Genomic DNA, 16,008 nt, shown 5'->3' with positions numbered 1-16,008 from the left:
GTCGAGAGTCCTTTCAGGCGGCTGTCGGGGTCAGGGCGTTGAGTGCGGGAATGACGGCGCCGGTGTCGGCGACCCACCCGAAGATGCCGCCCTGGGCCGCGATCATCTTCAGGCCGACTTCCTGGAACTCTGGGAAATACGAACCGACACAATCGGATACGACCAGGCATTCATAACCCCGGTCGTTGGCCTCGCGGGTGGTGGTGTGCACACACACCTCGGTGGTGACGCCGGTGACCAGCAACTGGGTGATCCCCGCCGCGGTCAGCACGTCCTGTAGTTCGGTGGCGTAGAACGCGCCCTTTCCGGGTTTGTCGATCACGAGTTCACCCTCGATCGGTGCCAACTCGTCGACGATGTCGTGGCCGTACTCGCCGCGGATCAGAATCCGTCCGTACTTGCCGGGATCTCCGATGCGTTTCGACGGCGCACCGCGGTTCAGCTTGGCCGGCGGGCAGTCGGCCAGGTCGGGCCGGTGCCCCTCGCGGGTGTGGATCACCATGACGCCGGCCTCGCGGGCCGCGGCGATCAGCGCCGCCAGTGGCGGCACCACTTTCAGCAGCTGGTCGACGTCGTTGCCGAGACTTTCCCCGAAACCGCCGGGCAGCAGGAAATCCCGCTGCATGTCGATGACGATCAGGGCAGTCTTGCCTGCGACGAGGGAGAACGGGGACGGCGCTGCGGGAATGTCGACGGCGGTGTTCACACATGCTCCTCGGAGGTCAGATCAGCGGACTGGGAAAGGGCCGAACGCGGTTCGTCGAGCAGCTGAGCCGCCAGCTGCAGCGCCACATCGTCGGTCTGTGCGGCGCCGAGCAGGGTGGCGCTGTAGGGCCGCCCGTCGGAGAGGGTGCCGAGCGGCACCGCTACGCCCAGCAGGTCCAGCAGATTTCCGAAGTGGGTGTAGTGACCCAGCATCGTGTTGGTCTCGATGGGCCGGTCGAGCACCTGCTCGACGGTGAAGGTGGTCCCGATCGTCGGTACCACCAGAACATCCATGCCCTGCCACAGCCGCCCGACCTCCGCGCGCAGTTCCTGCAGGCGCTGCAGCGCGGCGAAGGCGTCGACGGCGGTGTATTTCTGCCCGCTGAGCAGGATGTCGCGTACCACCGGATGGATCGAATCAGGCTGAGCGGCAAGGAAGTCCCCGAACACCACCAGCCGCTCGGCAACCCACGGACCCTGGTAGAGCAGTTCGCCGGCGGCCAGGAACGGCGCCAGCGACACCTCCACGGTGTCGACCTGGCCGGCCAGTCGGTGCCGGAACGCCAGGTGGGCCTGTTTCATGGCCTCGTCGCCGAAGAACTCGAGTTCGTCGACGGCGGGCAGTCCGACACGGATCGGCGCACCGTCGAATCGGGGGCCGCGGTCTCGGGACCACGCGTCGTCGTCATCGCGGCCCGCCATCACGTCGAAGGCGCGGTCCACGTCGTCGATGCATCCGGCCATCAGCGTGATGCAGTCCAGCGACTTGCACGCCGGTACCAGTCCGACCGTACTGATCAGGCCCCGTGAGGGTTTGAACCCGATGACGCCGTTGAGCGCCGCGGGTACCCGGCCGGATCCGGCGGTGTCGGTGGCCACGGCGAAGGGCACCTGACCCAGGGCCACGGCCAAGGCCGAACCCGAGCTGGAGCCGCCGGAGATCATATTGCCGCCGTACACACTGCGCGGCATCGGGTACGGGGTGCGGGTGCCGTTCAGGCCGGTGGCGAATTGGTCGAGATTGGTCTTGCCGACGTAGAGGGCGCCGGCGTCGAGCAGGCGCTGTACGACGGGGGCGGTGCTGGTGGCCACGTAGGAGTAGTCCGGGCACGACAGGGTGGTCGGTACCCCCGCGACGTCGATGCTGTCCTTGACGCCGAAAGGCACCCCATAGAGGGGCAGAGCCCTTGCGCCAGGGCGGTTTTCGATCTCCCTGGCCGCCGCCAACAGTTCCTCGCGGGGCACCGTGGACAGCCACGTCCCGTCCTCACCGCGGGCGGCGATGGCGTCGGCCACCCGGGCCGCGGTCTTGGTGGGCGAACCCGAACCGCCGGCGTGGGATTCGAGGATCTCCGCGGCGGAGGGGCCCAGCGACGGCCCGGGGGAGTACGTAACCATAACTGTCGATTGTCGACAGAATGATGGCGCTGTGAGGTCGGCTGTGTGTCGATTGTGTTAGCAACGCCGGTGCAACGAGGGCGACTACAGCCGCAGGTAGCTCAGGTGACCGTGATCGTGCATGGCGGCCAGTACCACCGCGGCGTCGTTGGTCGACAGCGCCGCCACGATGGCCTCATGCCGCTCGATACCGTCGTCGGCGTGGTGGTGCCGCGCCTCTTCGCGCAGATTGACCGCCATGGGCAGCTGCAGCTTCAGCAGGATCGGTTCCAGGGCGATGTCGAGTTGGCGGTTGTCGGCCAGTGCGACGACGGCGGCGTGGAACTCGCGGTGGGCATCGTCGCGGTCGAGGTCGGTTGCGGCGGCCTTCATCTGGGCCAGCGCCTCGTGGACCGGACGCAGCGCCGAGGCCGGGTCGCCCAGGGGCAGTGCGCCTTCGATGGCGTGACGCTCGAGCACCCCGCGCAGTTCGAACAACTGCAGGATGTCCCGCGGCGACCAGGCCGTGACCCGCGATCCTCGCCGGGGCAGGTGCTCGACGAGGCCCTGTTGGGCCAATTGCCGTAACGCCTCGCGCAGCGGCGCCCGGCTGATGCCCAGGTCGGCGCACAACTGTTCCTCGATGATCTTCTCACCGGGCTGCAGTGCGCCGCTCATGATGGCGTCCCGTACGCGGCGGGCCGCGACCTCGTTCAGGGTCGCGGGCAGGGTGTGCTGTCTGGGTGCCGCCATGGCTGGAGTCCGGAGGTCCTCTCGAGGGTGGATCGCGTCGATTGTCGACAACAATAAAGGTGCTGCCGGAGGCTGGCTAAGCTGAAATGCGGGAGGACGATGCGGCATGACGCGAAATGACCACGCCACCAAGGCTTCACACGATCTACCTGAAATCGGAGCGCAGGCCCGGCGATTGGCCGATCTGGGGATCATCGGCGGTGTCAGCGGTTCGCTGCCGTCCGGGCGGGGCCTGCTGGTGCTGAACCCGCGGTGGGCGCCGGCGTCGGCGCTGGCCCCACAGATGACACGCGCAGGCAAAGCGGGGTTCGTGGTCACCGATATGACCGACGTCGACGAGTTCCGTCCCATCGAGTCGGTGACCGTGCCGACAACGGCGTTCTACCTCGTGGAGGATCCCCAGCGGGGAGACGAGATGGTGAACTGGAGCCCCGACGAGGCGCTACCGGCCATCGCCGGGGCCGGACGCACACCGCTCACTCTGACCGAGGGAATCCAGTGGGTGATCCAGTGCCCCGCCGTCCTGGAGCGCAATCACTGCTTCATGACCATCGCCTCGCGGTTGCGCCGGCCGAACGGCGCTCTGGACAGCCGCACCCCCGCGCTGTGGATCAGCAACGGCACCGGCCGCGACGGTCGCGCCCGCCGCGACGCCCCGAAAGTCGGCTGGTGCTGGGCGGGCAATCGGCACACCTGGCTGGGTTTCGCGTCCGCCGCGGGCCGGAGCGAGGTTCAGCTCTCGGCGTCGGCGATCGACAGCAGGTGACGGGTGATCGTCTCGACCTCCACCGCCAGGACACGCTGGGCGATGTGCGATTTGTCCAGAAACGAGGTCGCGGATTCGCGGAGCTGCTGTTCGGCGGCCACCAAGTGCGTGGCGTCCAGGGTCCAGGCGCGTCCCGCGCGCGGCGTGTCCCCGCGCAGCGCATCGACGAAATCGTCCACCGCCACCACGAAGCGGCGGTCCAGGGTTTCCGGTCGCACCCCGGCAACGTGGCGTTCGAGCACGGCGCACGATGCGGTGATCGCGTTGAGTCCCGCCCGGTAGGTGGTGAGCCAGCGTCGGACCACCGAGGCGTCCGCGTGCACGCTGCCGCTGGCCGCGTCGAATGCTGATCGCGCCCGCATGGCACGCTCCCAGGCGGCGGCGATCACGGTCTCGGCATCGGAGAGTGGATGGACGAAGGCGCTGATCACCGTTGCGGCATAATCGATTTCGGCCTTCAGTAGTTCGCCCGCGCGCTGATACAGGCGCACCAGTGCGCCATCCGGGAGCAGCACGTGACTGCCGATGGCCAGGGCCGCCCCCAGGCCCGCCGCCAGCAACCGCTCACGCCAGGCCTCCCGGGGCACCGAACCCTCGATGTCGATCAGGAACACGATCGCCGCACTCAGCGCAACTATCGCCGGAACGTGGCCGAGGCCTTGCACGGCGTACGCGGCGCCGACGAACAGCACCGCAAAGACGGCCGACACCACCCCGGTGGGGTGCCAGAGGACAGTGGCCGAGGTGGCCAGGGTGATACCGCCGATGGTGGCGAGAACCCGGATGACGCAGAGGGTGTAGGTATGGGCGGTTTCGGGACGTAACACCAGAAAGACGGTCAGCGCGATCCAGTAGCCCCGGGGCATCCCGGTGACCGCCGCGACGGCGGTTCCGATCGCCGCGGCGCCCGCCAGTCGCATCGCATGCCGGAGAATCGGCGAGCTCCACCTGAGCTGGGCCCGCAGCGACGCGAGCACCGAACCGACGGCCCGCACCGGTACGCCGGACCCGGTGAACCGCAGCGCCGTCGCCTCGTGCAATTGCGCCTGGAGGCGGCGCGCCCGGGCCATCGCTGTCTTCGGTACTCGGTCGACCGCCCGGTCCAGGGCGGCCAGCGCCTCCTCGGCGTCGCTGCGACCACCACCGCCGAGGGCGTCGAGGGTGTCAGCGGCGGCCGACACCACGGTGTGGGTGGCCGGGTTCTGCGAATCAGACTGCAGTGCAGTCAGACTCATCGCTATGCGCTCGGGTAGGCCGTAGCGCGGACGGGTATAGGCCTCGCGCAGGGTCAGCAGTGGTGCCACGTCCAAAGTCGCGGCCGGATCGGCCACCAGTTCCCGGGCCCCGGTGGCCACCGAGCGATAGGCGGTGGTGAGCGCGGTCCGCTGGATGTGCCACTGACGTCGCGGCCATGCCGCGACCAGCAGCGCCTGGGTCAGGCCGCCGGCGAGGGCCAACAGTGCGGTGATCGACGCGGCACCCAAGGGGGCGGGCTGATGCCCGCATGTCACCAGCAGCGCACCCAGCGCTGTCGCCACCAGACCCGCGTCGGCGCTCACCGCCCATGCCAGTCCCGCGGCCACCGCGCACATCACGACCACAAGGAGGAACAGCACGTCGTGTGCTGCCGCCCAGGAGCCGGCCAGCGTGACGATCGCGGCGAGAGCCGACACCCCGAGCACCCTCGGCATGCGTCGTGGATTGTCTTGCAGGGCCACCGCCCCGGCGATGGCCGCGCTGCCACCTGCGGCCATCGCCGCGCCCGGCGACCCCCATTCGAGGGCGAGCACCACCGCCAGCAGGATTCCGAGCAGGCTGCGCGCCACCTCGCCGATGTACGGCCATGCCGGCCTCATCTCAGACATTATGCGCTGCTGCCCAGCAGGTAGATTCCATCCATGGAGAAGGTCATCTTCGTGCTCCGCGCCGAGCCCGGCGGGGGCGACGACGCCTGGTGCGACCAGTTGCGGGGGCCGGCGGCTGCCGAGCTACTGGATCTCGGTCTGCCCGGACTGACGGTCAATGTCAAGGATGCCGCGGTGCGAGACTCGCTGATGACGCTGTCCACACTCGATCCTCCGGTGAACGCGGTGGTGAGTGTGTGGACCCAGCAGTCCTACGGCCCGCAGCTGGACGCGGCCGCCGCCGTGCTCGAGGCCGTCGCCGCCGACGTTTTCGGCTACCTGGTCACCGAATCGATCCCGCTTGCGCCGCCGGAGACTGAATTCGGCAGCAGGACAAGCGGTTTGGCAAACATTGCGCTGTTGCGCAGGCCGGCCGGGCTCGATGAGGCCACCTGGCGGCACCGGTGGCAGATCGACCACACCCCGGTGGCCATCGAAACGCAGGACACCTTCGGCTACATCCAGAACGCCGTCGTGCGTGCGGTGACGCCCGGCGCGCCCGAACTGGCCGCCATTGTCGAGGAGCTGTTCCCCGATGCCGCCGTCACCGATCTCAAGGCGTTCTTCGGCGCCGACGACGATGATGAGCTCGGTCGTCGGATCACCCGGATGGTGGCCAGCACATCGGCCTTCGGCGCCAACGAGAACATCGACACGGTACCCACCAGCCGCTATGTGTGGCGTGACGCGTTCGCACGGTCATGACCAGCCTCCGCGAAGCTGTCGCGCTTGCCCGGGCCGAGAGCGGGCTGGCCGTGGTCTCGACCGTGCGTGCCGACGGCACGGTCCAGGCCTCTTTGGTCAACGCGGGCATCATCGACCACCCGTCCACCGGCACACCGGTGCTGGCCTTCGTCACCTACGGCAAGGTCAAACTGGCCAACCTCCGGCAGCGGCCCGCCCTGGCCGCCACCTTCCGCGCCGGCTGGCAGTGGGCCACTGTCGAGGGCCGGGCGGAACTGGCCGGACCCGATGACCCGGTGGACTGGCTGACCGACCTGCCCCAGCTGTTACGGCAGATCTTCACCGCCGCCGGCGGTACCCATGACGACTGGGATGCCTACGACCGAGAGATGGTGCGGCAGCGCCGCACCGCGGTGCTGATCACACCAACACGCATCTACTCGAACTAGAGCCTCTAGTCTCTACAGGCGTGACACTGCAGATCGCCGATGACAACCGGGTCCGCACGCTGACGCTCAGCCGTCCGGAGGCGCTCAACGCCTTCAACGAGGCGCTCTACGATGCCACCACGGTCGCCTTGCGGGAGGCCGCCGACGATCCCGAGGTCGCGGTCGTGCTGATCACCGGGCAGGGCCGCGCGTTCAGTGCGGGCACCGATCTCGCCGAGATGCAGGCCCGCATCACCGATCCGGACTTCACTCCCGGCGAATACGGTTTCCTGGGTCTCATCGACGCCCTCACCGCGTTTCCCAAGCCGCTGATCTGCGCTGTCAACGGCTTGGGGGTGGGCATCGGCACGACGATCCTGGGTTTCGCCGATATCGCGTTCATGGCCAGCACGGCGAAGCTGAAGTGCCCGTTCACCAGTCTCGGGGTGGCCCCGGAGGCGGCGTCGTCCTACCTGTTGCCGCGGCTGATCGGTCACCAGAACGCCGCCTGGCTGCTGATGTCGTCGGAATGGGTGAGCGCAGCCGAGGCGCTGCGGATGGGTCTGGTGTGGAAGGTGTGCGAACCGGAGGAGTTGCTGACCGAGGCCCACACGCACGCCGCTGTGCTGGCATCGCGGCCGATCGCCAGCCTGCAGGCCGTCAAAGCGACGATGGTGGCCCCGATCCGGGCCGAGATCGAGGCGGCACGGGCGCGAGAGAACGCGTGTTTTGTCGAGTTGATGGGGGCGCAGGCGAACGCGGAGGCCTTGGCCGTGTTCAATGACAAGGCGGCCGACGAAAAGTCCTAGTTCAGGATGCCACCGCGGTGTCGGCGGCCAACGTTGCGGCAATGATCGCCCGCACGGTCACGCGGCACCGCCCACAGTCCGAACCTGCCCCGCACGCTGCGGCAACCTGCTTGGACGTGCAGGCGCCCTTGGCGATCGCGTCGGCGACACAATGGCTCGTCGCGCCGGTGCAGAGGCAGACGTACATTAGCGCAGTCTAACCTAAGTAGGCCCGAAGTGTTAGGGCATCCTCAGTTAGGTGTGCCTACGTTAAAACCGCAGGTAGAGATGGGTTTTTCCGGCGATTCATGCGTGCTTTGACCGCTGAACTGGGCTAGATTCGTGGGAGCAGCGGATCCGCGCACAGCCCAGCGCGCCCGCGAGCCACTGCAGTTTCCTCGTGTTGTCAGCCCATCTGTCATGCCGTTCGCGCCCTTCGAAGGAGCCCCCATGCAAGGCGATCCAGACGTCCTCAAGTTGCTCAACGAGCAGCTGACCAGCGAACTGACGGCGATCAATCAGTACTTCCTGCACTCCAAGATGCAGGACAGCTGGGGCTTCACCGAGGTGGCCGCGCACACCCGCAAGGAATCGTTCGAAGAGATGCAGCATGCGGAGGCGCTCACCGACCGCATCCTGTTGCTGGACGGGCTGCCCAACTATCAGCGGCTGTTCTCGCTGCGGGTCGGCCAGACCCTGCGTGAGCAGTTCGAGTCGGATCTGGCCATCGAACTCGAGGTGGCCGAACGGCTGCGCCCCGGCATCATCCTGTGCCGAGAGAAACAGGACAGCACCAGTGCCAACCTGCTCGAGAAGATCATGGCCGACGAGGAAGAACACATCGACTACCTCGAAACTCAGCTGCAGCTGATGGACCGCCTGGGTGAAGAGCTCTACCTCGCGCAGTGCGTCTCGCGGCCGCCCGGGTCGCAGCAGGAGTGATCTGTCGCGGCCTGCGCGTAATCTCGTCGGCGTGTCATTAGTCGCGGGTATCGATTCATCCACGCAGTCGTGCAAGGTCCTGGTTTGTGACGCCGAAACCGGCGCCATCGTCAGGTCGGCCTCGGCTCCGCATCCTGGCGGAACCGAAGTCGACCCGGCTGCCTGGTGGGACGCGTTGCAGACCGCGATCGCCGGTGTCGGCGGGCTCGACGATGTCGAGGCCGTCGCCGTCGGTGGCCAGCAGCACGGCATGGTCTGCCTGGATTCCTCCGGTGAGGTCGTCCGAAAAGCGTTGCTGTGGAACGACACCCGGTCCGCGGATGCCGCGGTTGACCTGACCGCCGAACTCGGCGGCGCCACCCGCTGGGCGCAGGAGACCGGCCTGGTTCCGGTGGCCTCCTTCACCGCGACGAAGCTTCGCTGGCTGGCCGACCATGAGCCCGAGAACGCCGATCGCACCGCCGCGGTGTGCCTTCCGCACGATTACCTGACGTGGCGGTTGGCGGGTTCCACCGATATCGCGGATCTGGTGACCGATCGAAGCGACGCCAGCGGTACCGGTTACTTCTCGGCCGCCGACAACAGCTACAAGGAGGATCTGCTGCTGTTGGCCACTCGCGGCCGCCTCCCGCGCCTGCCCCGGGTGCTCGGACCGCACGAGTCCGCGCTGCGCCTCGCCGGCGGCGGTGCCGCGCTGGGCCCCGGCGCCGGCGACAACGCCGCGGCCGCGCTCGGCTTGGGCGCCGCCTCGGGTGATTGCGTCATGTCCCTGGGTACCTCGGGGGTCATCAGTGCGGTCGGTGAGACGGCCTCGCATGACCCCGACGGCATTGTCGCCGGTTTCGCCGACGCCACCGGCAGGCAGTTGCCGCTGGTCTGCACCCTCAACGGCGCACCCGTGCTGGCGGCGGTGGCCAAGATGCTGGGCGTCGATCTCGGGCAGTTCGCCGAACTGGCGCTGTCGGCACCTGCCGGCAGCGAAGGCCTGGTGTGGATTCCGTATTTCGACGGCGAACGGTCACCGAACCTGCCCGACGCCCGCGGCGCATTGCAGGGTGTGAGCACCACCAACCTCTCGCCGGCCAACGTCGCCCGCGCCGCCGTCGAAGGGCTGTTGGCGTCGATGGCCTACTGCCTCGACAAGATCGCCGAGCAGGGGGTCGCGGTCGAGCGGGTCCTGTTGGTCGGCGGGGGCGCACATTCCGCGGCGGTGCGCCGGCTGGCACCGGCCGTGCTCGGACGTCCCGTCGAAGTGCCCACCCCGGGTGAGTACGTCGCGCTCGGCGCGGCCAAACAGGCCGCGTGGACGCTCGTCGGCGGCGAGGAACCACCGCAATGGCAACTGGAGGGTTCAGAAACGTACACCGGGGAACCCACGCCCCATGTCGTCGACCAGTATCACGCTGCACGAGGTCTCACACTGGGGCAACGCAAGATAATGCTCGTCTGACCGCCGTGTCGAACCCCGTGAGCAACGAGTCGGCCAGCTCGCTCGTCAGCCCTCAGCGCCGCAATCTCATCTTCGTGGCCGTGCTGTTGGGCATGTTGCTGGCCGCACTCGACCAAACCATCGTCGCCACCGCGCTGCCGACGGTCGTCGCCGACCTCGGCGGCGCCGGCCACCAGTCGTGGGTGGTCACCAGCTACCTGCTGGCGTCAACGATCGCCACCGCGATCGTCGGCAAGCTCGGCGACCTGTTCGGCCGCAAACAGGTGTTCCAGGTGTCGGTGCTGTTCTTCCTGGCCGGCTCCGTGCTGTGCGGGCTGGCCGGCTCCATGTCGATGCTCGTGGCCGCCCGCGCGCTGCAGGGCATCGGTGGTGGCGCCATCATGGTCACCGCCATGGCGGTGATCGGCGAGGTCATCCCACTGCGTGAACGAGGCCGCTACCAGGGCGCGCTCGGTGCGGTGTTCGGCGTCACCACGGTCATCGGACCGCTGCTCGGCGGTTTCTTCACCGACCATCTGAGCTGGCGGTGGGCGTTCTGGATCAACGTGCCCGTCGGCGTCGTCGTCCTGATCGTCGGCGCCGTCGCCATCCCGGCGCTGGCGCGGGCCACCAAACCCGTCATCGACTACGCCGGCATCCTGTTCGTCGGGCTCGGCGCCTCCGGACTGACCCTGGCGACCAGTTGGGGCGGCGGCGAATACGCCTGGACGTCACCGGTGATCATCGCGCTGTTCGTTGGATCCTTCGCCGCCCTGGGCGTGTTCATCTGGGTCGAACTTCGGGCCAGGGAGCCCATCCTGCCCATGCGGTTGTTCCGTAGCCCGGTGTTCTCGGTGTGCTGCATCCTCGGGTTCATCGTCGGCTTCGCCATGCTCGGCGCGCTGACGTTCCTGCCGACGTTCATGCAGTTCGTCGACGGGGTCTCGGCCACCGAGTCCGGCCTTCGCACGTTGCCGATGGTGCTCGGGCTGTTGTCCACGTCGATCGCCAGCGGTCAGATCGTCGGCCGCACCGGGCGCTACAAGATCTTCCCGATCGCCGGCACCGCGATCATGACCGTCGGCTTCCTGCTGCTGTCACGGATGGACGCCACCACTTCGATCTGGTTGCAGTCGATGTATCTGTTCGTACTGGGCTGCGGTATCGGGCTGTGCATGCAGGTTCTGGTGCTCACCGTGCAGAACACCTCCCGGTTCGAAGACCTGGGGGTGGCGACCTCCGGTGTCACCTTCTTCCGCACCATCGGAAGTTCGTTCGGCGCGGCCATCTTCGGCTCGCTGTTCGCCAACTTCCTGGCCGGCCGCATCGCACCCGCGCTGGCCGCCGGTGGTGCGCCGCCGGTGGCCGCCGAGTCGCCCAAGGCGCTGCACGAACTGCCCGCCCAGATGGCGGCGCCCATTGTCGACGCCTACGCCGACTCGCTGGGACAGGTGTTCCTGTGTGCGGCGCCCGTGGCGCTGGTCGGGTTCGTGGTCTCGCTTTTCCTCAAAGAGGTGCCGCTGCGCGACATGGACGCCGTCTCGGCCTCCGACCTGGGCGAGGGCTTCGGCATGCCCAGCGGCGAGTCGCCGGAGAAGATCCTCGAGACGGCCGTCGGACGGATGTTCCGCGATTACCCGGAGATCCGCCTGCGCCACATCGCCGGCCGGTACGGCGTCGACATGGATGTTGCGGGGCTGTGGGCGCTGCTGCAGATATACCGGCAGAACCAGGTGTTCGGCAGTGCGCGGCTCTCCGAGATCGGCGACCGGCTCCGGATGCCGTGCGAGGTGCTCGAGCCCACCTTCGACAAACTGACCGCCGACGGGTACGCCCTGCGCACCGGTGACCAGATGTGGCTCACGCAGTCCGGGGTGCGCCAGGTGGACGCCGCCTCGGCCGCCATCGTCGGCCGCATCGTCGACAAGCTGGCCCAGTCGCCGACCTTCCAGGGGCGGCCGGACCGTGAAGAAGTCGAGGCTGCGCTGGAACGGATCGCGCACCGCATGTTGGTGCAAGGAGAGAGCGGCACCGAAAAGGACGCAGGAAAACTAGAACACGTTCCTGCGCCGGGTTCCTCCGCGTAGCATCGCGGCCATGAGCCGAATCGGAGAGTTCCCCGACGATGATGTGGCGGGCTGGATCCTGAAGTCGCCGGAGATCGGCGCCGCGATGGCGGGCTTCACGCACGCCGTCTACAACAACAACCGGTTGCCGCTGCGGGTGCGTGAACTCGCCCGCATCGTCATCGCCCACGACAACGAGTGCGCGGTCTGCATCAACACCCGCGACGCCGACGGCCCCGCCGCCGGAGTGGACGAGGAACTCTACGAACACGCCGAGCAGTGGCGTACCTGGCCCGGATACAGCGAGCAGGAACGTATCGCCGCGGAGTTCGCGCACCGCTTCGGCACCGAACACACGAAACTGCGTGACGACGAGGACTTCTGGGAGCGTGCGAAGCCGCACTTCTCCGACGAATTGATGGCCGACCTCGCGCTGTCGTGTGCGATGTGGGTGGGCATGGGGCGGATGCTGCGCACCCTCGACATCGGCCAGACCTGCAAGCTGACCATTCCCAGCCGCGCCTGACCGGGCATGATGGCTGCATGACAGCCACTCCTGCCCCCGCGGCATCGATAGCCCAGCTCGAGGCCAACGACGTGGTGACAGTGGTGGGCACCGTGGTCAATCCCGCGGGACTCACCCACGCCAAGACTGTCCCGATCATGCGTATCAACGCGTTCGCCGATCCCGGCCTGGGCGCCAGCCCGGTCTGGCACGGGTTTGCCATCGACCAGGCGGGCATCGCCTTCACCGACGACATCAGCGTGGTCGGTGACGAGCGCATCCGGATCGACCTCACGGCGCTGCGCATCATCGGTGACGGATTGGCCTGGGCGCCGGGAGAATTCTTCACCCAGGACGGGCAGCGGGTACCGGCCTGCAGTCGCGGTGTGCTGACCCGCGTCGAGGAACAACTGGCCGCGCACGGGCTGCGCGCCCAGGTCGGTCACGAGCTCGAGTTCGTCCTGGTGGGGCTCGACGGTGCGGCGCTGCCGACGAACGCGTGGGCGCAGTACGGCCTGGCGGGAGTGCTCGAATACGAAGGTTTTGTCCGCGACGTCACGGCCGCGGCGACGGCTGCGGGGGTCAGCATCGAGCAGTTTCACCCCGAATACGGCGGTAACCAGTTCGAGATTTCGCTGCGGCCGCGCACCCCGGTGGCCGCGGCCGACCATGTGGTGCTGGCGCGCATCATCGTGAGCCGGGTTGCCCGCCGCTACGGACTCCGGGTCAGCTTCTCCCCGGTGCCGTTCGCCGGCGCGGTGGGTTCCGGTGCGCACCAGCACTTTTCGCTCACCCGCGGGGATCAGCCACTGTTCTCCGGTGGTGCCGGGCCCTACGGTATGACACCGGAAGGGCAGAGTGCCATCGCCGGGGTGCTCGCTGGTCTTCCGCAGGCCCAGGGTGTGCTGTCCGGCTCGATCCTCTCGGGGCTGCGGATGCAGCCCGGGCACTGGGCCGGTGCCCACGCCTGCTGGGGAGCCGAGAACCGGGAGGCCGCCGTGCGGTTCCTCGTGGGTGGCCCCGCCAACCCCTACGGGGCCAATGTCGAGGTGAAGATCGTCGACCCGTCGGCCAATCCGTACTTCGCGTCCGCGGCCATTCTCGGCCTGGCACTTGACGGTATCGAGCGCTCGGCCGCGCTGCCGCCCGAGACCGCCGTCGATCCGGCCACTCTGAGTGAGGACCAGCGGGCCGAGGCAGGCACCGTGCAGCTGCCGGACTCGCAGCCGCAGATCATCGCGGCGTTGGACGAGTCGGCGCTGCTGCGCGGGATCCTCGGTGACAAGGCGGTCGACGTTCTGGTGGCCGTCCGGCGGTACGAGATCGAGCAGTTCGGTGAACTGTCCGCCGAGGATCTGACGGCGAAGTTCCGGTTGGCCTGGAGCCTGTAGCGTGTCGCTGGCTGAGCACCTGGCTGAGCACGTGGCCGGGGTGGCGCTGATCGACCATCATGTGCACGGTTGCTGGGTGAGTGAAGGAACCCGGCAGCGGTTCGAGAACGGACTCAACGAAGCCAACACCGAACCGGTGGCGGCGTTCGACTCGGCGTTCGACAGCCAGCTCGGATTCGCCGTGCGCAAGCACTGTGCGCCACTGCTGAGTCTGGCCGAACATGTTGAGCCACAACAGTACTGGGAACGCCGCAGCGAGTTCACCGAGCAGCAGCTCGCCAAGGTGTTCCTGCCCGCGGCCGGTGTCACCGACTGGGTGATCGACACCGGGTTCGCCGCCGGGGTCACCGGTGTGGCCGAGCACGCGAACCTGGCCGGCGGACACGCCCATGAGGTGGTACGGCTCGAACAGGTGGCCGAGGAGGCCGCAGCAGCCGAGGGCGATTACGCCACGGCGTTCACCGAGGCACTGCAGCGGCGTGCGGCCACGGCGGTGGGCACCAAATCGATTCTCGCGTACCGCGGTGGATTCGAGGGCGACCTGTCGGAACCGGCGCCCGCCGAGGTGGAGGACGCGGCTGCACGCTGGCGTGACACGGGCGGCACTCGGCTGACCGACCGGACCCTGCTGCGGTTCGGGCTGTATCAGGGTCTGCGTCTCGGTAAGCCGCTGCAACTGCACGTGGGCTTCGGTGATCGCGACTGCGATCTGCACCGCACCAATCCGCTGCACCTGTTGGAGTTCCTGCGGAACTCCGGCGACACCCCGGTGACACTGCTGCACTGTTATCCCTACGAGCGCGAGGCGGGATACCTGGCCCAGGCGTTCAACAACGTCTACCTCGACGGCGGGCTGAGCATCAATTTCCTGGGGGCCCGGGCGGCGGCCTTCATCGCCCGGTTGATCGAGATGGCGCCGTTCCGCAAGATCCTGTACTCATCGGACGCTTTCGGCCCAGCCGAGTTGCACTATCTGGGCGCGCGTCTGTGGCGCAATGGAATCGCGCAGGTACTGAGCGGTTTCGTCGAGACGGGGGAATGGAGCGAGCCGGACGCGATCCGCGTCGTCGATCTCATCGCCTCGGGCAATGCGCGTCGGATCTACGGACTCGAGGCGCCCTGAACTGATTCACAACCGCGCCACAGTACATCTACAGCGGGCGGGAGTTGCATGGCGGTCATGGCACACGACAACGAGTCCGACGTGGTTCTGATCGTCAACGCGGATACCGATATCGCCCGCGAGGCGGCCCAAGACATTCTCGACAGCGGTGCGCGGGTGGTGGTGACCGCCCGCACGGCCGCCTCGCTGACCCGGATCCTGCTCCGTCGCAGCCGGGATCGCATGTTCGCGATTGCCGCCGACCTCGATGATCCACGTCAGCGGAGCCGGTTCTGCGAACGGGTGCTGACCGAGTACGGTCCACCCACCTGGGTGGTCGACGGCCGCACCGGTGAGGCGGTGGCGTTGACCCGGCGTGGCTTGCTGAGGCCGGCCGCCTAGGTCAACCGTCCGCCCGCGGCGCGCCACTGGATCAGGCCGCCGCTCATGTTGACGGCCTCGAACCCGTTGTGCACCAACAGGTTTGCCGCGCTGGCAGAGCGGATGCCGCCTGTGCAGAAGGCGATGAGCAGCCGGTCGTCGGGAAGCTCGAGGCAGCGTTCGGGCAGGACCTCCAATGGCATGTGCACGGCGTCGGGAATGTGGACGCGGTTCCATTCGAACTCGCGACGTACATCCACCACCAGTGCGCCCTCGGCGACGAGGCCGAGGGCTTCGTCGGCGCTGACGGCCGGTGGCCGCCGCAGATAAGGCCGGAACCTCACATCCTTCAGTTCAGCTGAAGGATGACGTACTACCGGCCACCCATCGTGTGACGTCTTCGTGCAGCGCCTGCGCCAGCGCCGGGTGTTGCGTCGTGAACGCTGAATCGAGGCGGGCGAGCTCGGTGGCGGCGCGAGCCAACAGTGACTCGCCTTCGGTGGTGACCCGCAGCCGCGACGCGGCCCCGGCATGCGCGGTGCCGTCGTCGACCAGTCCGGCCTCGACCAATGAGCTCACCGCGGCGTGCGCGCTCTGCACGGTGATCCGTGAGCGCCGGGCCAACTCGCTGAACGAGATGTCCGGTGTCCGACGGATGTGTCCCAGCAGCCCGTACTTGCGGGTGGTCACACCGAGCGGTTTCAACGCCTCGGCCAACGCGGCCTCCCAGACCCGGCTCATCGCCAGCAGCGCGATGGTGGGGCTGAACGGCGCCTCGGACATGGAG

At 68.0% G+C, this 16,008-nt stretch carries 18 protein-coding genes; 11 read left to right on the top strand and 7 right to left on the bottom strand.

Annotation, left to right across the window (positions count from 1 at the left end; translation table 11 throughout):
• Positions 1 to 13: 13 nt before the first annotated feature.
• The 3 genes from NL241_RS18790 to NL241_RS18780 form a co-directional block, all read right to left on the bottom strand.
• Positions 14 to 706: a cysteine hydrolase family protein gene (locus NL241_RS18790; RefSeq protein WP_487695410.1), complete on the bottom strand. Its 693-nt coding sequence runs from the start codon at positions 704 to 706 to the stop codon at positions 14 to 16.
• Positions 703 to 2,103: an allophanate hydrolase gene (locus NL241_RS18785; RefSeq protein ID WP_494394695.1), complete on the bottom strand. Its 1,401-nt coding sequence runs from the start codon at positions 2,101 to 2,103 to the stop codon at positions 703 to 705. The genes NL241_RS18790 and NL241_RS18785 overlap by 4 nt, the downstream gene beginning before the upstream one ends.
• An 84-nt stretch (positions 2,104 to 2,187) precedes the next feature.
• On the bottom strand, positions 2,188 to 2,835 hold the full coding sequence (locus NL241_RS18780; RefSeq protein WP_487695413.1) for a GntR family transcriptional regulator: 648 nt from the start codon (positions 2,833 to 2,835) through the stop codon (positions 2,188 to 2,190).
• Between the two features lie 106 nt (positions 2,836 to 2,941).
• Between NL241_RS18780 and NL241_RS18775 the strand changes: the two genes are divergently transcribed.
• Positions 2,942 to 3,601 carry a DUF5701 family protein gene (locus NL241_RS18775; RefSeq protein WP_494394694.1) on the top strand — a complete coding sequence of 220 codons (660 nt, stop codon included), beginning with the start codon at positions 2,942 to 2,944 and terminating at the stop codon, positions 3,599 to 3,601.
• Here the strand turns inward: NL241_RS18775 and NL241_RS18770 are convergent.
• Entirely contained in the window at positions 3,568 to 5,466 is a 1,899-nt protein-coding gene (locus NL241_RS18770; RefSeq protein WP_487695417.1) for an FUSC family protein, read from the bottom strand. The genes NL241_RS18775 and NL241_RS18770 overlap by 34 nt on opposite strands.
• A 33-nt stretch (positions 5,467 to 5,499) precedes the next feature.
• On the opposite strand from NL241_RS18770, the gene NL241_RS18765 reads away from it, so the two are divergent.
• The 3 genes from NL241_RS18765 to NL241_RS18755 are packed head-to-tail and all read left to right on the top strand — an operon-like array spanning position 5,500 to position 7,426.
• The gene (locus NL241_RS18765) at positions 5,500 to 6,210 is read left to right on the top strand and encodes an EthD domain-containing protein (protein ID WP_487695418.1); all 711 of its coding nucleotides are present in this window, start codon (positions 5,500 to 5,502) and stop codon (positions 6,208 to 6,210) included.
• Positions 6,207 to 6,638 carry a TIGR03618 family F420-dependent PPOX class oxidoreductase gene (locus NL241_RS18760; protein ID WP_487695420.1) on the top strand — a complete coding sequence of 144 codons (432 nt, stop codon included), beginning with the start codon at positions 6,207 to 6,209 and terminating at the stop codon, positions 6,636 to 6,638. Before NL241_RS18765 ends, NL241_RS18760 begins: the two co-directional genes overlap by 4 nt.
• 20 nt (positions 6,639 to 6,658) lie before the next feature.
• Positions 6,659 to 7,426: an enoyl-CoA hydratase/isomerase family protein gene (locus NL241_RS18755; RefSeq protein ID WP_487695421.1), complete on the top strand. Its 768-nt coding sequence runs from the start codon at positions 6,659 to 6,661 to the stop codon at positions 7,424 to 7,426.
• A 1-nt stretch (position 7,427) separates the two neighbouring features.
• On the opposite strand, the gene NL241_RS18750 is transcribed toward NL241_RS18755, so the two are convergent.
• The gene (locus NL241_RS18750) at positions 7,428 to 7,613 is read right to left on the bottom strand and encodes a (2Fe-2S)-binding protein (RefSeq protein WP_487695422.1); all 186 of its coding nucleotides are present in this window, start codon (positions 7,611 to 7,613) and stop codon (positions 7,428 to 7,430) included.
• A 242-nt stretch (positions 7,614 to 7,855) separates the two neighbouring features.
• Between NL241_RS18750 and bfr the strand changes: the two genes are divergently transcribed.
• Genes bfr through NL241_RS18715 form a run of 7 tightly spaced genes read left to right on the top strand, consistent with a single transcriptional unit; the run spans position 7,856 to position 15,242 of the window.
• Positions 7,856 to 8,347 (top strand): bacterioferritin, encoded by a 492-nt coding sequence (gene bfr, locus NL241_RS18745; protein ID WP_487695424.1) that lies wholly within the window; start codon positions 7,856 to 7,858, stop codon positions 8,345 to 8,347.
• 31 nt (positions 8,348 to 8,378) lie between these two features.
• Positions 8,379 to 9,797 (top strand): xylulokinase, encoded by a 1,419-nt coding sequence (gene xylB, locus NL241_RS18740; RefSeq protein WP_487695425.1) that lies wholly within the window; start codon positions 8,379 to 8,381, stop codon positions 9,795 to 9,797.
• A 5-nt stretch (positions 9,798 to 9,802) separates the two neighbouring features.
• A complete protein-coding gene (locus tag NL241_RS18735) occupies positions 9,803 to 11,863 on the top strand; it encodes an MDR family MFS transporter (RefSeq protein WP_494394693.1) in 2,061 nt (686 codons plus the stop codon).
• A gap of 10 nt (positions 11,864 to 11,873) precedes the next feature.
• Positions 11,874 to 12,368, top strand: coding sequence for a carboxymuconolactone decarboxylase family protein (locus NL241_RS18730; protein ID WP_487695428.1), 495 nt, complete (start codon positions 11,874 to 11,876; stop codon positions 12,366 to 12,368).
• A gap of 17 nt (positions 12,369 to 12,385) precedes the next feature.
• Positions 12,386 to 13,738 carry a type I glutamate--ammonia ligase gene (locus NL241_RS18725; protein WP_494394692.1) on the top strand — a complete coding sequence of 451 codons (1,353 nt, stop codon included), beginning with the start codon at positions 12,386 to 12,388 and terminating at the stop codon, positions 13,736 to 13,738.
• Position 13,739: 1 nt separating this feature from the next.
• Entirely contained in the window at positions 13,740 to 14,861 is a 1,122-nt protein-coding gene (locus tag NL241_RS18720; RefSeq protein WP_494394691.1) for an amidohydrolase family protein, read from the top strand.
• Between the two features lie 57 nt (positions 14,862 to 14,918).
• Positions 14,919 to 15,242, top strand: a complete 324-nt coding sequence (locus NL241_RS18715; RefSeq protein ID WP_494394690.1) for an SDR family NAD(P)-dependent oxidoreductase — start codon at positions 14,919 to 14,921, stop codon at positions 15,240 to 15,242.
• Here the strand turns inward: NL241_RS18715 and NL241_RS18710 are convergent.
• Together NL241_RS18710 and NL241_RS18705 are read right to left on the bottom strand one after the other, a co-directional pair.
• Entirely contained in the window at positions 15,239 to 15,565 is a 327-nt protein-coding gene (locus NL241_RS18710) for a rhodanese-like domain-containing protein (RefSeq protein ID WP_494394689.1), read from the bottom strand. The genes NL241_RS18715 and NL241_RS18710 overlap by 4 nt on opposite strands.
• A gap of 10 nt (positions 15,566 to 15,575) precedes the next feature.
• Positions 15,576 to 16,004, bottom strand: a complete 429-nt coding sequence (locus NL241_RS18705) for a MarR family winged helix-turn-helix transcriptional regulator (protein ID WP_494394688.1) — start codon at positions 16,002 to 16,004, stop codon at positions 15,576 to 15,578.
• Between the last annotated feature and the right edge of the window lie 4 nt (positions 16,005 to 16,008).

This window comes from Mycolicibacterium sp. SMGY-1XX, assembly GCF_059132455.1.
The sequence above is the reverse complement of the archived record's forward strand: the minus strand, read 5'-3'. Positions and strand labels throughout refer to the sequence as shown.

Bases quoted from the DNA above. Each gene is read 5' to 3' on its own strand.
- NL241_RS18785 (WP_494394695.1), bottom strand. From the start codon at position 2,103: ATGGTTACGTACTCCCCCGGGCCGTCGCTGGGCCCCTCCGCCGCGGAG.
- NL241_RS18780 (WP_487695413.1), bottom strand. From the start codon at position 2,835: ATGGCGGCACCCAGACAGCACACCCTGCCCGCGACCCTGAACGAGGTC.
- NL241_RS18775 (WP_494394694.1), top strand. From the start codon at position 2,942: ATGACGCGAAATGACCACGCCACCAAGGCTTCACACGATCTACCTGAA.
- NL241_RS18770 (WP_487695417.1), bottom strand. From the start codon at position 5,466: ATGTCTGAGATGAGGCCGGCATGGCCGTACATCGGCGAGGTGGCGCGC.
- NL241_RS18765 (WP_487695418.1), top strand. From the start codon at position 5,500: ATGGAGAAGGTCATCTTCGTGCTCCGCGCCGAGCCCGGCGGGGGCGAC.
- NL241_RS18760 (WP_487695420.1), top strand. From the start codon at position 6,207: ATGACCAGCCTCCGCGAAGCTGTCGCGCTTGCCCGGGCCGAGAGCGGG.
- NL241_RS18750 (WP_487695422.1), bottom strand. From the start codon at position 7,613: ATGTACGTCTGCCTCTGCACCGGCGCGACGAGCCATTGTGTCGCCGAC.
- bfr (WP_487695424.1), top strand. From the start codon at position 7,856: ATGCAAGGCGATCCAGACGTCCTCAAGTTGCTCAACGAGCAGCTGACC.
- NL241_RS18730 (WP_487695428.1), top strand. From the start codon at position 11,874: ATGAGCCGAATCGGAGAGTTCCCCGACGATGATGTGGCGGGCTGGATC.
- NL241_RS18725 (WP_494394692.1), top strand. From the start codon at position 12,386: ATGACAGCCACTCCTGCCCCCGCGGCATCGATAGCCCAGCTCGAGGCC.
- NL241_RS18715 (WP_494394690.1), top strand. From the start codon at position 14,919: ATGGCACACGACAACGAGTCCGACGTGGTTCTGATCGTCAACGCGGAT.
- NL241_RS18705 (WP_494394688.1), bottom strand. From the start codon at position 16,004: ATGTCCGAGGCGCCGTTCAGCCCCACCATCGCGCTGCTGGCGATGAGC.